Annotated in this window: 16 protein-coding genes; all 16 read left to right on the top strand. The window is 63.1% G+C overall.

Annotated elements, in window-relative coordinates:
- Nucleotides 1-6 precede the first annotated feature (6 nt).
- The 16 genes from ACYVNQ_RS37080 to ACYVNQ_RS37005 all read left to right on the top strand — a co-directional run bounded on the left by ACYVNQ_RS37080 (nt 7) and on the right by ACYVNQ_RS37005 (nt 17,318).
- Nucleotides 7-2,388: a DUF802 domain-containing protein gene (locus tag ACYVNQ_RS37080; RefSeq protein ID WP_460910682.1), complete on the top strand. Its 2,382-nt coding sequence runs from the start codon at nt 7-9 to the stop codon at nt 2,386-2,388.
- Nucleotides 2,385-3,032 carry an OmpA family protein gene (locus ACYVNQ_RS37075; protein WP_460910679.1) on the top strand — a complete coding sequence of 216 codons (648 nt, stop codon included), beginning with the start codon at nt 2,385-2,387 and terminating at the stop codon, nt 3,030-3,032. The genes ACYVNQ_RS37080 and ACYVNQ_RS37075 overlap by 4 nt, the downstream gene beginning before the upstream one ends.
- A gap of 6 nt (nt 3,033-3,038) precedes the next feature.
- Nucleotides 3,039-3,752 (top strand): DUF2894 domain-containing protein, encoded by a 714-nt coding sequence (locus tag ACYVNQ_RS37070; RefSeq protein ID WP_460910676.1) that lies wholly within the window; start codon nt 3,039-3,041, stop codon nt 3,750-3,752.
- Between the two features lie 69 nt (nt 3,753-3,821).
- Entirely contained in the window at nt 3,822-4,628 is an 807-nt protein-coding gene (locus ACYVNQ_RS37065) for a hypothetical protein (protein ID WP_460910674.1), read from the top strand.
- Between the two features lie 261 nt (nt 4,629-4,889).
- Nucleotides 4,890-6,125: an urea ABC transporter substrate-binding protein gene (locus tag ACYVNQ_RS37060; RefSeq protein WP_460910671.1), complete on the top strand. Its 1,236-nt coding sequence runs from the start codon at nt 4,890-4,892 to the stop codon at nt 6,123-6,125.
- A 63-nt stretch (nt 6,126-6,188) separates the two neighbouring features.
- Nucleotides 6,189-7,058, top strand: a complete 870-nt coding sequence (locus ACYVNQ_RS37055) for an ABC transporter permease subunit (RefSeq protein ID WP_460910668.1) — start codon at nt 6,189-6,191, stop codon at nt 7,056-7,058.
- Nucleotides 7,059-7,066: 8 nt separating this feature from the next.
- Nucleotides 7,067-8,143, top strand: coding sequence for an ABC transporter permease subunit (locus ACYVNQ_RS37050; RefSeq protein WP_460910665.1), 1,077 nt, complete (start codon nt 7,067-7,069; stop codon nt 8,141-8,143).
- Nucleotides 8,140-8,850 (top strand): ATP-binding cassette domain-containing protein, encoded by a 711-nt coding sequence (locus ACYVNQ_RS37045; protein ID WP_460910662.1) that lies wholly within the window; start codon nt 8,140-8,142, stop codon nt 8,848-8,850. Before ACYVNQ_RS37050 ends, ACYVNQ_RS37045 begins: the two co-directional genes overlap by 4 nt.
- Nucleotides 8,847-9,554, top strand: a complete 708-nt coding sequence (locus tag ACYVNQ_RS37040) for an ABC transporter ATP-binding protein (RefSeq protein WP_460910660.1) — start codon at nt 8,847-8,849, stop codon at nt 9,552-9,554. The genes ACYVNQ_RS37045 and ACYVNQ_RS37040 overlap by 4 nt, the downstream gene beginning before the upstream one ends.
- A 13-nt stretch (nt 9,555-9,567) precedes the next feature.
- Nucleotides 9,568-10,554 carry an acetamidase/formamidase family protein gene (locus ACYVNQ_RS37035; protein WP_460910657.1) on the top strand — a complete coding sequence of 329 codons (987 nt, stop codon included), beginning with the start codon at nt 9,568-9,570 and terminating at the stop codon, nt 10,552-10,554.
- Between the two features lie 94 nt (nt 10,555-10,648).
- Nucleotides 10,649-11,803 carry a transporter substrate-binding domain-containing protein gene (locus ACYVNQ_RS37030; protein WP_460910654.1) on the top strand — a complete coding sequence of 385 codons (1,155 nt, stop codon included), beginning with the start codon at nt 10,649-10,651 and terminating at the stop codon, nt 11,801-11,803.
- A 1-nt stretch (nt 11,804) separates the two neighbouring features.
- The gene (locus ACYVNQ_RS37025) at nt 11,805-12,455 is read left to right on the top strand and encodes an ANTAR domain-containing response regulator (protein ID WP_460910651.1); all 651 of its coding nucleotides are present in this window, start codon (nt 11,805-11,807) and stop codon (nt 12,453-12,455) included.
- 118 nt (nt 12,456-12,573) lie between these two features.
- Nucleotides 12,574-14,124, top strand: a complete 1,551-nt coding sequence (locus ACYVNQ_RS37020; protein WP_460910648.1) for an amidase — start codon at nt 12,574-12,576, stop codon at nt 14,122-14,124.
- Between the two features lie 272 nt (nt 14,125-14,396).
- The gene (locus tag ACYVNQ_RS37015; RefSeq protein WP_460910646.1) at nt 14,397-14,543 is read left to right on the top strand and encodes a DUF3563 family protein; all 147 of its coding nucleotides are present in this window, start codon (nt 14,397-14,399) and stop codon (nt 14,541-14,543) included.
- Between the two features lie 164 nt (nt 14,544-14,707).
- Nucleotides 14,708-15,517, top strand: coding sequence for an alpha/beta fold hydrolase (locus ACYVNQ_RS37010; protein ID WP_460910643.1), 810 nt, complete (start codon nt 14,708-14,710; stop codon nt 15,515-15,517).
- A gap of 106 nt (nt 15,518-15,623) precedes the next feature.
- Entirely contained in the window at nt 15,624-17,318 is a 1,695-nt protein-coding gene (locus ACYVNQ_RS37005; RefSeq protein ID WP_460910641.1) for an NAD-dependent malic enzyme, read from the top strand.
- The last annotated feature ends 28 nt before the right edge of the window (nt 17,319-17,346 follow it).

The raw sequence follows: 17,346 nt of genomic DNA, 5'->3' as shown, positions 1-17,346 counted from the left end.
GACACCATGTTCAGACATCGAATCCATTTTGCCGTCTTCGTCGTTGGCCTCGCAGCCGTGCTGTGGGTCGCCATCAGCTACGCGACGACCAACCCGCTCGCGCTTGTCATCGCGCTGCTGATCGGCGCGTGCTACGTCACGGGCGCCGTCGAGCTGTACCGCTACCAGCAGGCCACCGACACGCTGATTACCGCCGTCGATCAACTCGAAGCGACCCCGCCGCAACTCGGCGCGTGGCTCGAGCGGGTCCATCCGGGCGTGCGCGGCGCGGTGCGGTTGCGCGTCGAAGGCGAGCGGGTCGGGCTGCCCGGTCCCGCGCTCACGCCGTATCTGGTGGGGCTGCTGGTGCTGCTCGGCATGCTCGGCACACTGCTTGGCATGGCGGCCACGCTGCGCGGCACCGGCGCGGCGCTCGACGGCGCGACCGATCTCGAAGCGGTGCGCGCGTCGCTTGCGGCGCCGGTGCGCGGTCTGGGCTTCGCATTCGGCACGTCGATCGCGGGCGTGGCGACCTCCGCGATGCTCGGCCTGTTGTCCGCGCTGTGCCGGCGCGACCGCATCAAGATTGCCCAGCGGCTCGACACCAAAATCGCGACCGTGCTGCGCGTGTTTTCGCCCGCGCATCAGCGTGAGGAAACCTTTCGCCTGATGCAGCGCCAGGCCGAAGCCGTACCCGCGCTGATCGACGGTTTGCGCTCACTGATGGGCACGCTCGAACAGCACAGTGCAACCACCAGCGAGCAGCAACTGGCAAGCCAGCAGGCATTTCACGCGAAGACCGAACTGGCGTACACGCGTCTCGCGAACGCGGTCGAACAGTCGTTGCGGCAGAGCGTCGGCGAACATGCGCGCGCGGTTAGCGCGGCGATCCAGCCCGCCATCGAGACAACGCTCGCCAGCCTGTCACGCGATACGACCGCGTTGTACGAACACGTCGCGCAGAGCACGCAGCAGCAGATGGAAGGGCTGTCGCGCGGTTTCTCGTCGACCGCCGAACAGGTGGCGGCGACGTGGAGCGGCGCGCTCGACGGGCAGCGTGCATCCAACGAGGCGCTCGCCGAACGCATGAGCGCGACGCTCGATGCACAGCGCGCATCCAACGACACGCTCGCCGAACGCATGAGCGCGACGCTCGACGCACAGCGCGCATCCAACGACACGCTCGCCGAACGCATGAGCGCGACGCTCGACGCACAGCGCGCATCCAACGACGCGCTCGCAGAACGCATAAGCACGACGCTCGGCGCACAGCACGCAACGAACGACGCGCTAACCGGGCACATGAGCGCCACGCTGGACGCGCAGCGCGCATCGAACGACGCGCACGCCGAACGTGTGGGCGCGACGCTCGACCGTTTCGCGGCAGGCGCCGACACGCGCGCCGCGAAGCTGCTCGACGACGTTGCCGCGCAACTCGCCGGGTCGGCGCAGCAGCTATCGCTGACATGGGCCGATGCGCTCGCGCAGCACGGGCAGACGCAGAACGTGCAGGCCGAGCGTCACGAAGCGGCGTTGAAAGCGGCCACCGCAGGCTTCGAGGCCGCGACCGCCGCCGCGGCAGCGAGCATCGATGCGCGCGCGGCGGTGCTCGTCGAGCGCGTCGATGCATCGCATACCGCGTTGCAGACGACCCTCGCCGCCGCCGACGAAAAGCGCCTCGCCGCATGGGCTGCGACGCTCGAACAGACCGCGTCGGCGCTGTCGCGCGAATGGTCCGAAAGCGGCGCGCAGCACGCCGCGCGTCAGCAGAAGATCTGCGACACGCTCGCCGACACGGCACGTCAAATCGCCGAACGCGCGCAGGCCGAGGCGCTCGGCACGCTCGACGAGATCGGCCGTCTGCTGAACGCGGCCGCAGAAGCGCCGAAGGCCGCCGCCGATGTGATCGTGGAATTGCGCAAGAGCCTGTCCGAAAGCATGGTTCGCGATACCGCGATGCTGGAGGAGCGCACACGTTTGCTGCAGACGCTCGAAACGCTGCTGGATGCGGTCAACCACGCGTCGACCGAACAGCGCGCGGCAATCGATGGTCTCGTGTCGACATCCGCCGATCTGCTCGCGCGCGTCGGCGAGCAGTTCTCTGGCAAGGTCGAAACCGAAGCCCGCAAGCTGGATATCGCTGCCGCGCAAGTCACAACCAGCGCGATCGAAATGGCGAGCATGGGCGATGCATTCGGCGCGGCCGTCGCATCCTTTGGCGAATCGAACGGCAAGCTGATCACGCATCTCGAGCGCATCGAACGCGCGCTCGACCAGTCGCTCGCCCGTAGCGACGAGCAGCTCGCGTACTACGTCGCACAGGCGCGCGAGGTGATCGACCTCAGCGTGATGTCGCAGAAGCAGATCATGGAAGACCTGCAGCAACTGGCCGGAGCGCGCGCGTCATGAGCGACGACATCGATGTCGGCGTCGAGCCGGGCGCGCCGATCTGGGCTGCGTTCGGCGATCTGATGTCGGTGCTGGTCGGCGCGTTCGTGCTGATTCTGGTGAGCATCATCGGCGTGCAGTTCGAACTGTCGAGCCGGCTGCAGAAGGAAGTGCAGCAGCACAAGGCCGAGGCAGATCGGCGTCAGGCGCTGGAGCAGGCGCTCGCCGCGCCGCTCGCGGCGGGGCGCGTGACCTTGGTCAACGGGCGCATCGGCATCAGCGGCAATGTGCTGTTCGCGCTCAACTCGGATCAGTTGCAGCCGCAGGGGCGCGAACTGTTGAAGTCGCTGGCGGGGCCGCTTGCCGCGTATCTGCGCGTCAACGACGAGATCCTGATGGTCAGCGGTTTCTCGGACGACCAGCAGGTGCGCGCCGGCAACCGGCGTTTTGCGGATAACTGGGAGCTATCGGCGCAGCGCGCACTGACCGTGACGCGCGCGTTTATCGACGAAGGCGTGCCGGCCGCGTCGGTGTTCGCGGCCGCGTTCGGCTCCGAGCAGCCGGTCAGTTCGAACGCAGACGCCGAAGGCCGCGCGAAGAACCGCCGCGTCGAGATCGCGCCGGTGCCGCGTCAGTCAGCGAGCAACGGCGGCAAGCGTGAGTGACATGCGATGAGCGATCAACGCGAACAGCCGTCTGTCTATCTTGCAGCGCCGGGCGATGCGGCATCCGAGGACCCGCGTGCGACGCTCGAAGCATGGCGCAAGGCGGGCGCGGATCGCATCGACCCGCTGCGCTTTGCGATGATCGACGCGCTGGCGCGGCGCATCGCGACGCTGCGATCGGAAGGCGAATCGCGGCGCCTGCTCGATGAACGGCTCGCGGCGTCGATCGCCGCCTATGCGCGCGACGTCGAAGAGAAGAAGCGCGATGAAGTCGACGCACAGCGATCGCAAACGGAATCGGCAAACGCACACCGTAGCACCTCGCTCGCCACCTTGGCCGCATCGCTCACCGATCGCTCCGATCGCATCGAGACGCTCGCCGACACCCTCCAGTACTTCCACGCAATGTGGTCGAAGCTGAGCGCAGGCCGGCAATTGCGCCAGTCGCTCGCGCAGGTGCCGGGCAACGCGGGGCCGTTGAATTCAAGCCGCCTCGTGCATCGCGCGCTGTCGCTGATGAACGAACTGTCGCCCGAGTATCTGCAGCATTTTCTGGTGTATGTCGAAACGCTGTCCGCACTCGGCGAACTGGGCGCCGGCATCCAGCCGCCCCGGGCGCAGCAGGGCACATCCGGCACGCCGGGCACCGACAACACGCCGCGCGTGAAGAACGCCAAAGCTGCAAAGCAAACCATCAGGCGCAAGGCGAAGGGAAGCTGAACGCGCGCGCGCAAACGCATGCCGGATAATCGGCAACGTGGAACTATACTGGGGCACCTGGAGGTTTCAATGACCGATCAAGACAGACTTCATCCACTGCGTCCACTGCTGAAAAACTGGGTCTGGGAGCACGGCCGGGTTGGCACGCGCTATCTCGACTACGTCGATGGCGCACTCAGGTTCGATGAAGGCAAGAAATCGCGTTTCGCCGCCGAGACGTATACCTACGTGCCGCTCGACAAGGACGGTACAGCCGATGCCTCTGCAGAAGGCCCTGCGATCCAGGAAGCAGGACTTGCGCGCTTTTTGCGGGCTGCGCAGCTGGGCAAGCCAGAGGAAGCCGGCTCGGTCGCCGAGGTTCAGCGGGCGGTGCAAGACTGCGTGGAACTCGGCCTCTTCAGCGCCTATCAACCGGAGGCGCGCGAAGCACTGGCTCGCTATGCGCAGGAGCCGATGTTCGACGACGAGATCCGCGCAGCGGTAGTCGACGACATCCGGCGCACTTACGTCGGCATGCGCGAGCAACTGGCGCTGTACGATTTCAGCGTGCTTTACGGTTTGCCGACGCCGCTCGTGATCAGCGACACGCCATTCATCGACTGGCGCGTGCGCGCGAGCCCGGCACTGCCGTTTGTATCGCTGCCGTTGGGGCCTTATTGTTTGCTGGTAGGCGGGCCGTCGGGAAGGCAGAGCAAGATCGGCCCGGTGGTCTGGAAAGCCGCTGCCGCGATGGGCCCATTGAAGGACCACAACCGCCAGATCGCGGATCATGCGCGTCTATGGCTGGTGGCGACCACCGATGATCAACTCGTCTCGGTGCAAACCCGACTTGCCGCAAGCAAGGGTTGGAAGCTGGAAGACGCGAAGCCGCAGTAAGCGTTATAAAGTAACGTCAACGCGCAACGTATAGGAACCCTACCGTTGTAGCGCCGATTTTTGATCGTAGTTGACAAGCAAAAATACGGCGCCTTAGACTCCAGCCATCCCTCATCGCCCGACAATGATGTCCGCGTGGGGACCCGGCACAGAAGCCCCCTGACGAATCTGTTTCGTCAGGGGGCTTTTTTTGTCCGTATTTCCCGTTGACCTTCCCCCTGGCTTTTCCCTTGACCTAGCGCCCACTTCTGGAGATTCCGCATGTTGCTGAAGCCGTCGGCCTGGATGCGTCTGGCCCTCATCGCAGGACTCGCAGTCACTTCGTTCACGGCCAGCGCCGCTGATCCCGTGAAAATCGGCTTGCTGGAAGACGCCTCCGGCAACTTCGCACTGGCAACCATTCCGAAAATTCACGCGACCCAACTCGCGGTCGACGAAATCAACGCGAAGGGCGGCATTCTCGGCCGCCCCGTGACGCTGATCGCGTACGACACGCAATCGGACAACACGAAGTTTCAGGAACTGGCCCGCCGCCTGGTTCAGACCGACAAACCCGATGTGATCTTCGGCGCCTTCTCCAGCGCGTCGCGCGAAGCGATTCGCCCGATCATGGACCGCGCGCATCAGCTCTACTGGTACGACAACCAGTATGAAGGCGGCGTCTGCGACAGCAACACCTTCGTCACCGGCGCGGTACCGGAGCAGCAGTTCTCGACGCTGATTCCGTGGATGATGCAGAAGTACGGCAAGAAGGTGTACACGATCGCCGCCGACTACAACTTCGGCCAGATCTCCGCCGAATGGGTGCGCAATATCGTGAAGGAAAACGGCGGCACGATGGTCGGCGAGGAATTCATTCCGCTGTCCGTGTCGCAGTTCGGCCAGACCATCCAGAACATCCAGAAAGCCAAGCCCGATTTCGTGGTGACGCTGCTGGTCGGCGCGAATCAGGCTTCGTATTACGAGCAGCAGGCTTCGTCGCATCTGAATCTGCCGATGGCGAGTTCGGTGAACGTCGGTCAGGCGTATGAGCACAAGCGCTTCAAACCGCCAGCACTGAAGGACATGTACGTGACGGCGAACTACGTCGAAGAGGTCGATACGCCGGCCAGCAACGACTTCAAGAAGCGCTTTCACGCGAAGTTCCCGAACGAGCCGTACATCAACCAGGAGGCAGCGAACGCCTACGACGCGATCTATCTGTACAAGGCCGCGGCTGAAAAGGCGAAGTCGACCAATCAGGATGCCGTGCGCAAGGCGCTCGAAAGCGGTGGGATCTGCACGGAAGGCGCGCAGGGCAAGGTCTGTATCGATCCGAAGAGCCATCATGCCAGCCACACGATTTTCCTCGTGCATGTGAAGGAAGATCACTCGGTCGAGATTCCGAAGGTATGGGACGACGTGCAGCCGTACTGGCTCGGCAAGGTGGGCTGCGATCTGCCCAACAAGCCGGACCATCGTCAGTACACGCCGTCGAGTCTGCCCAAGAAATCCTGATCCAGGCCGGCGCGCTGCCGGCTCAGCCAGCCAGCGCGCCGGCTTCATGAAAGTGGAGCAAGCATGGCCACGTTGTCGGTTCTTTACTCGGTCATCTATCAGTTCGGCGACAGCTTCGCCTATCTGGTTCTCGCGGCGCTCGGGCTGGCGGTGATCTTCGGCATGATGGGCGTGATCAATCTCGCGCATGGCGAGTTCATCATGTGCGGCGCGTATGTGACGATCATCACGGCCAAGCACGGCGTGCCGCTGCCGCTCGCGATGCTGCTCGGCGCGCTGGCTGCGGCCATCGCCGGGGTCATTATCGAACGGCTGGTGATTCGTCATTTGTACGACCGGCTGTTCGATTCGGTGGTGGCGACATGGGCGATCAGCCTGATCGTGCAGCAGACCATGCTGCTGGTTGCCGGGCCGTCGCTTGAGGGTATCGGCACGCCGTTCAGCTCTTTCTCGATTGGCGATTACTCGTTCTCGACGTATCGCGCGGTACTGCCCATCATCGCGTTGCTGATTCTGTTCGGGCTTTATCTGCTGTTCTTCAAGACGGATTACGGCGTCTGTGCGCGTGCCACGATCCAGAACGCGAACATCGCGCAGTGCCTCGGGCTGCGCACGGACCGGCTCTATACGCTGACCTTCGCACTCGGTGCCGGACTGGCCGGACTCACCGGCGCACTCTATGCGCCGACCATGACGGCAGTGCCCACGATGGGCAGCAACTTCATCGTGCAGGCGTTCGTGTCGGTGGTGGTCGGCGGCGCCAACGTGATTGCAGGGACCACCCCGGCCGCGGGCGTGCTCGCGATCATCCAGACCGCGCTCACGGCGTCGTATGGCCAGCTGTTCGGGCAGATCGGCCTGCTGGTGACGGTGATCGTCGTGATCAGGCTGATGCCGCAAGGGCTCGGCAATCTCTTCACCCGCTTGCGCTAGGAGCCGACGTGAAGCAAAGCAATCTGCCTTCAACCAGCGCCGCGACGCGCACATTGCGCTACCTGCCATGGCTGGTGGCGCTGTGTCTGCCGTTGATCGTCGACGCGACCACCAGCGGCAATCTCGCGTACTGCCTGCTATGGGCGTTTGGCGCGGTCGGCCTCGCGGCGATGTGGGGCTATGGCGGGATCCTGTCGTTTGGGCAGACCGCCTTCTTCGGGCTGTCAGGCTATAGCTACGGCATTTTCACGCTCAACTACGGCGACAGCTGGTTCGATTCGTGGCTCGGTCTCGGCGCGGGCCTGGTGGTAAGCGTGGTGGCCGCGGCGCTGATCGGCTACATGATTTTCTTCGGGCGTATCAAAGGCGTGTTCATCGGCATCGTTACGTTATCGGTAACGCTCGTGCTCGAAACCTTCATGTCGCAAACCGCGGGGCCGCAATGGGCGATCGGCGAGGCGCGGCTGAACGGCTACAACGGCATGGGCGGCATGCCGCAGCTGACGATCCCGTGGCCAGGCGGTCCGCTCACGCTGGAAAACAAGAGCTTTTATTACCTGGTGCTGATCCTGCTGCTGGTGGTCTATGCGGTGATGCGCAGATTGCTCGACGGCAACTTCGGCCTGACGCTGATCGCGATTCGCGAGAACCCGCAACGCGCGGAGATGCTGGGCGTCGATATCCGCCGCCATCAGTGGCTCGTATTCGTATTGGGCTGCACGCTGGGTGGTTTGTCGGGGGCGCTGTACACGATCTGGGGTTCCTACATCACGCCGTCGACGATGGGCCTCACCGCCGCCGCGATGCCGGTGATCTGGGTGGCGACGTCGGGCAAAAAGACGATTGGCGGCACCATCATCGGCACCGCGTTGCTGGTGTGGCTTTCGCAAAACCTCGCGGTGTATGGCAGCCAGTATGCGTTGATCCTGCTCGGCGCGATCCTGCTGGTCGTCGTGCTGGCCGCACCGGAAGGGCTGCTGCCGTTCGTCACGCGACAGCTGCGGCGTCTTGCGCCTCGCGCGGGCGCTGGAACGCGTCACGGCAGCAGTAGCGCCTGCTTCAAGCAGGAGGAGGGCAAATCATGACCACGCTGCTGGAAACCCGCGGGCTCAAAAAGCATTTCGGCGGCGCACACGTGATCAACGGCATCGACTTCAAGATCGATGCGGGTGAGATCCGTTGCGTGATCGGGCCGAACGGCGCCGGCAAGAGCACCTTCTTCAAGCTGATTACCGGCGAGCATCGGCCGTCCGAGGGCAGCGTGCTGTTTCTCGGTCAGGACATGAGCCATGTGTTGCCGCATCAACGCATCCGCATGGGCATGAGCATCAAGTTCCAGATTCCCGGCGTATTTCCGGATCTGAGCGTGCGCCAGCATCTGCAGTTGTCGCTGCATCGCGCGAAGGACGACCGCCCCGAAAGCCTCGACGAATTGTTGCAGCGCTTCATGCTGGAGGACGAGGAGCATGTTCTCGCGCGCAATCTGTCGCACGGCAAGAAGCAATGGCTGGAAATCGCGATGGCGGTGTCGCTGCGCCCGAAACTCCTGTTTCTCGACGAGCCGGTGGCGGGCATGTCCATCGAAGAGACGCATGCGACCGGCGAACTGATCAAGCGTCTTTCGGCGGCAGGTTTGACGATGATGGTGGTCGAGCACGACATGACCTTCGTCAAGCAGATCGCGTCGCGCGTGACGGTGCTGCATGGCGGCGCGCTGCTCGCAGATGGACCGCTCGACGAAATCCTCGCGCGCGACGACGTCGCCGAAGTCTATCTGGGGAAGAAGAAATGAGCTCGTTGCTGGAAGTGTCGGGCGTGGAAGCCGGCTACGGCGGCGGGCGCGTGCTCAACGGCGTGTCGTTCAGCATCGAGAAGGGCGAAGTGCTCGCGCTGATCGGCCGCAACGGGGTGGGCAAAACCACCTTGATGCGCGCGCTGATCGGCCTCGTCAAACTCGATGCAGGCGACATCAAACTCGACGGCGAGTCGATCGGCGCGGCCAAGCCCTATGCGCGTGCGCAAAAAGGCATCGGCTATGTGCCGCAGGGCCGCGAGATCTTCGGCGCATTGACGGTGGCCGAAAACCTGCAGGTCGGCGCGCAGGCCAATCGCGCGCGGGCCGCGCAAATGAAAGAGAAAGTGGTCGGCTACTTTCCTATCCTTAAGCAACGCTACGAACAGAAAGCCGGCACGATGAGCGGCGGCGAGCAACAGCAGCTCGCGATCGCGCGCGCGCTGATCAGCTCGCCCAAAGTGCTGCTGCTCGACGAGCCTTCAGAAGGCATTCAACCGTCGATCGTCGATCTGATCGGCGAGACGTTGCTGCAGATCGCGCAGGAAACCGGCATCGGCGTGGTGCTGGTCGAGCAGGACATGGGGATGGTCGAGCGCATCGCGACGCGCTGCTGCGTGATGGACAAGGGGCGTATCGTCGACACGTTGAGCCACGCTCAGCTAGGAGACGAAGAACTGATTCGCCAGTATCTGGCACTGTGACGGAGAGCGAGACATGAAATGGCTTGAAGAATCGATCATGATGAAGCGCGGCGTCGGTGCCGATCGTGAGGCGGTCGAGCATCATCTTACCGAGGAGATGCAGAAGACCTTTCACTACACGATCGGGCCGTACTCGCAGCCGGTTCTGCACGTAAAGCCGGGCGATCGCGTGGTAGTCGACACGCGCGATGCGTTCGAAGGCAAGATCAAGGAAGAAACCGACCTGCCTTCCAAGGTGCTGCAGGTGCCGTTTCTGAATCCGCAGAACGGCCCGATCATGATCGAAGGCGCGGAAAAGGGCGACGTGGTCGCCGTCTACATCGAGAAAATGGCGCCGCGCGGGCCGGATCCGCACGGTTTCTGCTGCATGATCCCCAACTTCGGCGGGCTGACCGGCACCGACTACACGGCGCTGCTCAATGAGCCTTTGCCGGAAATCGTACGCAAGATCAAGATCGACGAAGAGAACGTGTACTGGAGCAAACGCAACACGCTGCCGTACAAGCCGCATATCGGTACGCTGAGCCTTTCGCCGGAGATCGACTCGATCAACTCGCTGACGCCGGATTCGCATGGCGGCAATATGGACGTGCCCGATATGGGCCCGGGCAGCATCACGTACCTGCCGGTCCGCTCGCCGGGCGGGCGACTCTTTATCGGCGATGCGCATGCTTGCCAGGGCGACGGCGAAGTGTGCGGCACGGCCGTCGAGTATCAGAGCACGACCACGGTGCGCGTGGACCTGATCAAGAAGTGGAAGATCGACTGGCCACGGCTCGAGAACGAGGACGCGCTGATGAGCATCGGCAGCGCGCGCCCGCTGGAAGACGCGACGCGCATTGCGTATCGCGAACTGGTACTGTGGATGGCCGCGGATTACGGCTTCGACAAATGGGACGCGTACATGATGCTCAGCCAGGTGGGCAAGGTTCGCCTCGGCAATTTTGTCGATCCAAAATATACGGTCGGCGCGATGGTCGCCAAGCATTACCTCAAGTAGGAAGAATCAGGCAGCACAGAGCAGGCAGCACTGAGCAGCAGCACGATCCAGGCGCGGGGCTTCGCCCCGCGCGCACTCGAGAGCGTTTCATCACATGGCTTTGTCCGATCCTGTCCGAGTGGGCCTTTTATGTTCGACGAGCGGGTCGACCGCGTTGCTCGAACAATCGCAATGGCGCGGTGCGTGCCTCGCGATCGAGGAGATCAATGCGCGCGGCGGCATCGACGGACGCGAGCTGGTCCCCGTTCACTACGATCCGAGCTCGGATCCGGCCGCGTTTCGCGAGCTGGCCGAGCGGCTGATCGTCAAGGACGGCGTGAACGTCATCTTTGGCGGATACACGTCCACCAGCCGCAAGGCAATGCTGCCGGTGGTCGAAAAGCACAACCGGCTGCTGATCTACTCGCAGCAATACGAGGGCTTCGAGTACTCGGACAACATCATTTATAGCGGCGCGTCGCCGAATCAGAACGGCGTACAGCTCGCCGACTTCATGACGGAGACCTTCGGCGCGCGTGTCTACTTTGTCGGCTCGCGCTACGTCTATCCGTACGAATGCAACCGCACGATGCAGGAGCTGCTGCTTCAGCATCCGGAGGGAGCAATTCTCGGCGAGCGCTATGTGCCGCTCGACGCGACGCGCGAGCAGTTCACGCAGGTGGTTGCGGATATCAAGCGCAAGTCGCCGGACTGGATCTTCTGCACCGTGATCGGGGCAACCGTACCGTACCTCTACGACGCGTACGCGCATGCAGATCTCGATCCGGCCAGAATGCCGATCGGCAGCCTGAACACGTCCGAAACCGAGATCCACGCGATGCAGCGCGGTATCGCGGCAGGGCATTACACGGCGGCACCTTACTTCCAGAGCATCGACACGGCCGAGAACCATCGCGCGGTGCGGCATCATCAGGCGCGCTTCGGTGCGGACAGCACCACCGACATGAACTGGGAAGCCGCGTACTACCAGATGCATATGTTCGCGGAAGCCTGCGCGCGTGCAGGCTCGGACGAGATCGCGACGATCATGCCTCATCTGCTCGGTTCGGAATTCGTCGCGCCGCAAGGCCGCGTGCGCATCGATCCGGTCAACCATCATATGGCGCTCTATCCGCGCATCGGCCGGGCCAATGCGGATGGCCAGTTCAGCATCCTGCGCGAATCGAAGGTGGCCGTCGGCCCCGATCCGTATATGACGCGGCAGACGCTCGGGGATTGGGTCACGAAGTTGAGCACGCGGGATTACTGACGTGAGCACGCGAGGAGAAAGAGGCCAGCGCAGCCTGACAAGTTCGATCCTGGAGCGCAATCCGCGCGTGGTCGTGTTTCATCCGGACGACGACGACGGGCTGACGTTGACCAACCATCTGCGACGCATGGGCTTCCAGGTGGAACGCTGCTGGCCGCCGACCGAAACGCTACCCGAGCGCACCGACCTGGTGTTTCGCGCGTTGTTGCCGGAGGAGCGCGCGCCGACCGGCGAGTGGTCCGGGCCGGATGCGCCGCCGGTGATCTGCGTGGTCGCGTACGAGAATCCGACCTTCATCGATCAGGCGATCAAGATGGGCTCGGACGGCATCGTGACGACACCGATTCGCGCATCCGGGCTGCTGTCCACGGTCGTGATGGCCCTGCATCACGCGAAGCGTGCGCGTCAGCACGCGCAGCGTATCGCCAAGCTCGAACAGAAGCTGCTCGACAGCCGTCATCTGCAGGAAGCGAAGGGCATCCTGATGGCGATGCATCGCGTCAGCGAACGCGAGGCGTACGACATGCTGCGCGCGCAAGCGATGGAAAAGCGCGTAACCATCGACGATATCTGTCACTCGGTCATTCAGGCGGGCGAGGTATTGCAGCTCAAACGCGGCGCGGCGCCGCCGGTTGGCTGCGAAGAAGATTAGCGCTTCGACACAGTTATTTCATCGGTAATTGCATCGGGATGCAGCTGCTCACGCCTCGCGTGCAGCTCGGCTGCGCTCGTCAACTCAACAGGGGTTTCGAATGGAAGGAGCGGGTGCGATGAACACGGAAAGCAGTCACGCTGAGCTGAATCTCGATCTGGGCGAGCTCACCGTCGAAGCGGTTCAGCAGGGTTTCCGAAGCGGCGCGTTCACGGCCGAGCAACTGGCGCGTGCGTGCTTCGAGCGGATCGAACGCTACAACACGAAGTACAACGCGTTGATCTTCCTGAATCCGGACGCGATCGACGATGCGCGCAAGATCGACGAGCGCCGTGCGGCCGGCGAAACACTGGGTCCGCTCGCCGGGATGCCGGTAGTGATCAAGGACCCGATGGATATGGTGGGGTTTCCGACTACCGCGGGATGGGCAAAGCTCTATAGCAAGACCGGCGGCGTCGACCTGATGCCGGAGCGCGATGCGCCCGTGGTGGCGCGCATGCGGAGTGCGGGCGCGGTGATGCTCGGCAAGACGAACGTCCCGGTGTTGAGCCACACCGGCTCGCATGCGAACGACAGCTGGGCAGGACCGACGATCAATGTCGTGATGCCCGACCGGGTGCCCGGCGGCAGCAGTGCAGGGACGGCTTCGGCCGTCGCTTGCGGTATCGCCGTTCTGGGGCTCGCGGAGGAGACCGGCGGTTCGATCCAAAACCCGGCGTCGGCGCAAGACCTCGTGGGTATCAAGCCGACCATCGGCCTGGTTCCGAACGCCGGTGTGGTTCCGCTGTCGGGCAACCGTGACGTGGTGGGCCCGATCGCTCGCAACGTGACGGATGCGGCACTGTGCCTCGACGTGCTCGCAGGCTACACGAGCGAAGATCCGAAAACGCTTGCCAGCGTCGGCCAGCAACCCGAAGGCGGCTATACGTCCGCGCTCGACAAGCTCGCCCTGAAGGGCAAACGCATCGGTCTGTACGGACCCGGATGGCGTGCCCAGCCGCTCTCCGAAGAAGCGGCAGCGCTGTACGAACGCGCCAAGGACGAACTGCGATCGTTCGGCGCAATCCTGGTTGACGATCCGTTCGAAGGATCCGGTTTCGCCGCGCTGCGCGAGGTCACGCCGCCGCTAGTCAACTTCGACGCGCGCGGTCTCGAATCGATTCCGTACGATCTCGAGCAGTATCTGAAGCGGCTTGGCCCCGACTCTGCGCTAAAGACTTTCGCCGACTTCGCGAAAGCAACCGAAAGCGAGAACGCATTCGGCCCGAACGGTGTGCTTCGCTATATGCACAACCTGCCGGAATTCACCGCCGCACTGGCCAATCCGTCGCTGCCGCCGGATATCTCCGGATTCATTGCATTGAAGGCGCGATATCTGCGGATCTTCGACAAGGTGTTCAACGAGCATCAGCTCGACGCCCTCGCTTTTCCGCAGATGCGCTGCGAGCTTCCGCCGTTGCACGGCACCGACACCATTCAGGAAACGACGGTCGGCGAGATCAACATCGCCGGTCTTCCGGGCATCGCGGTGCCGGCGGGCTACTACGAGTCGGGATCGCCGTTCGGGTTGATCTTTGTCGGCCGTCTGTGGGACGAGGCCGCGCTGCTTGGGTATGCGTACGCTTACGAGCAGGGCGCCGGGCATCGGCGAACGGCCGTGCCGGATTGAATCGATGTTCGGCGCGACCCGACTGTCATTCGTATCTTGTCGGGCGCGCGACGACACTTCACCCGTTCCAAATCTGTCCTGAACCGCTGAAACCCCCGCCAGACAAGGATCGATCCAATATGGCACGGACTCTGCAATAGAGAGAGTCCCAGCCGTAGCACGACCCGCTTCATCCATCAAACCGGATGTCCCGCACCGGATGCACGCCTGGAACCCTGTGTCGCGCCTCATCGGGCCGACACGCAATCGACCAGGTATGACCGGAGGGTGTTGTGTTTATTCTGCTTATCTTTCTGTTCCCCGTGCTGATCAAAATGCTCGACCGTGCGGAACACAGCCGTCGTGATGCGTACCTGTCGTCCGCCATGGATATGGGCGAACTCGAACGCCGCATGCACACGATGGAAATCGACCGCTAAGGTCACCCGTCAACCCGCTGTTCACCGATCAATCTGGATGCCGGAGCAGGCGTGCCGGTGTCCTGGTCATAGCCAACTGCTTGCACCGAGCCGACAGTAGGGAATTTTCCGGTCCCCGCCGCGGTATGGCATTGGCTCCCCCACTCCTGAGTTCCATGAGCGACATGAACAGTCCTATCGCATCGCAAGCCTTTTCATCTGCAACCTCGGTGATCGCGTTGCACTGCTCCGGCTCGGGAGCGGCGCAATGGCGCAAGCTCGGCGAGGCGCTCGGCTCGCGCCACGCCTTCGTCGTGCCCGAGCATTACGGCTGCGATAGCACCGGCGCATGGAGCGGCGAGCGCGCGTTCACGCTGGCCGACGAAGCCGCAAGGACCATCGGCATCATCGATGCGTCGCGCGGCAAGGTGCATCTTGTCGGCCATTCGTATGGCGGCGCGGTGGCGTTGCGCGTGGCCGTCGAACGGCCGGAGCGCATCGCCAGCCTGACGCTTTACGAACCCTCGGCGTTTCATCTGTTGAAGGTGATGGGCGCGCACGGCGCGCATGCGCTTGCGGAAATCATCGCGATTTCGAAGCGTACCGCCGATGGCGTGATCTGCGGCGACTATCGGGGCGCCGCGGCCTCGTTTGTCGATTACTGGGGTGGCCGCGGCGCGTGGGAGGCGCTGCGGCCATCGGTGCAGGCGGCGCTGACGCGCTGGGCGCCGAAGGCGCCGCTCGACTTCAGGGCCTTGCTTGACGATCGCACGCTCGCGAGCGCCTACAGAAATTTGCGGGTACCGGCGCTGATCATGCGCGGCCAGCATGCACCGGTTCCAAGCCGCGCCATTGCGGAGCGCCTGCCGATGCTACTGCCCGCGGCACGTCTTGCGATCGTCGAAGGCGCGGGGCACATGGGGCCGCTTACGCATGCGGACGAGGTCAACGCGATTATTGTGCGGCATATTGGCGAGGCGGATACCGCGGCTTGAATCTATACTCGGAACGGAGTTCGCGCTTGCGGCCCTTCGTTTCGAGTCCTTCGTCGAGCTCCGACGCCCCTGCGGCGCCGTAACTGCCAACGTCGCCGCTGCGTCGATGATGACGAAAGGGGGCTGCGCCGACGTCTTCGCAAAATCGTCAGCTCACGTCAGGAAGGAAACGATCATGCCCACGCAGGCCTACGGCTATAGCATCCTGCACAATCCTCGACTCAACCACGGTTCCGCTTTCACGCACGAAGAGCGCAAGAAATATCGTCTGGAAGGCTTGCTGCCGCCAGGCGTGAACACACTGGAACTGCAGATTGCCCGCACGCATGCCCAACTGTCGCATCTCGACAACGACCTGCAGCGGTATCTGTTTCTGTCCGACCTGCAGGCGCGCAACGAGACGCTGTTCTATGCGCTGCTGATGTCCGATCCGGCCACCTATATGCCGATCGTCTATACACCGACGGTCGGCGAGGCCTGCCAGAAGTTCGATCATGTGTTCAGGGCCACGCGCGGTCTTTATCTCCCGATCACCGCTCGCGGCCGTGTGAAAGAGGTGCTGCGCAACTGGCCGGAGCAGGACGTACGCTTCATCGTGGTGACGGATGGAGAGCGCATCCTGGGGCTCGGCGACCTTGGTGTCGGTGGCATGGGCATTCCGATCGGCAAGCTCGCGCTATACACCGCCTGTGCGGGCGTGCCGCCGATGCATTCTCTGCCCGTCATGCTGGATGTCGGCACGAACAACGCACCGTTGCTCGAAGATCCGCTCTATCTCGGCCTGAGACAGGAGCGCGTACGGGGCGACGAATATCATGCCTTCGTCGATGAATTCGTGGCCGCCGTGCAGGAGATTTATCCGAAGTGCTGCATTCAGTGGGAGGATTTTGCGAACTTCAACGCGGTGCCCTTGCTCGCTCGCTTCAAGGATCAGGTGTGCACGTACAACGACGACATTCAGGGCACCGCTGCGGTGGCGCTCGCCGGCATCTATGCGGCGCTGCGCATCTCGAAGCAGAAGTTGACCGACCAGCGTTTCCTGTTTCTCGGCGGCGGATCGGCAGCGACCGGTATCGCCGAATTGATCAGCCAGGCAATGACGCTGGAAGGCCTGGATATCGACACGGCGCGCAAACGCAACACGCTGTTCGACGTCAATGGACTGATGGTGAAGTCGCGCACCGACCTCGCCGACTTCCAGAAGGTCTTCGCAATCGATCACGCCCCGATCGATAAGTTCGTCGATGCGGTGCGCACGTTGAAGCCCACGGCCATCATCGGCGTGAGCACCATGCCCAAGCTGTTCAACCAGCCGGTGATCGAAGCGATGAGCGAGATCAACCAGCGGCCGATTATCTTTCCGTACTCCAATCCGACCTCGCGCTCCGAATGTACCGCGGAAGAAGCGTACCGTTGGTCGAAAGGCCAGGCGATCTTCGCGAGCGGAAGCCCGTTTGCACCTGTCGAAATCGAAGGCCGCACCTTCGTGCCGGGACAAGGCAACAACGTATACATCTTTCCGGCGATGGGCATGGCGGTGTTTGCCACGCAGGCCACCCGTGTGACGGAGGAAATGTTCATCGTCGCGGCCAAGGCGGTAGCCGAACAGGTCACCGACGAGAGCCTTGAAAAAGGGCTGATCTACCCGCCGCAAAGCAAGATCTACGACGCATCGATGCATGTGGCGGCTGCAATCGCCGGATACATCTTCGATCATGGTCTGGCGCGTATCGAGCGGCCTGCCGATCTGATCGCACACATCAAATCGGTCGCTTATTCGCCGACGTATCAACCGCTGTAGCATGCTTCGAATGCGGCGTCGGTGGGAC

The sequence above is a fragment of the Paraburkholderia jirisanensis genome, assembly GCF_054782355.1.
This window is presented reverse-complemented; position numbering and strand designations above follow the sequence as displayed.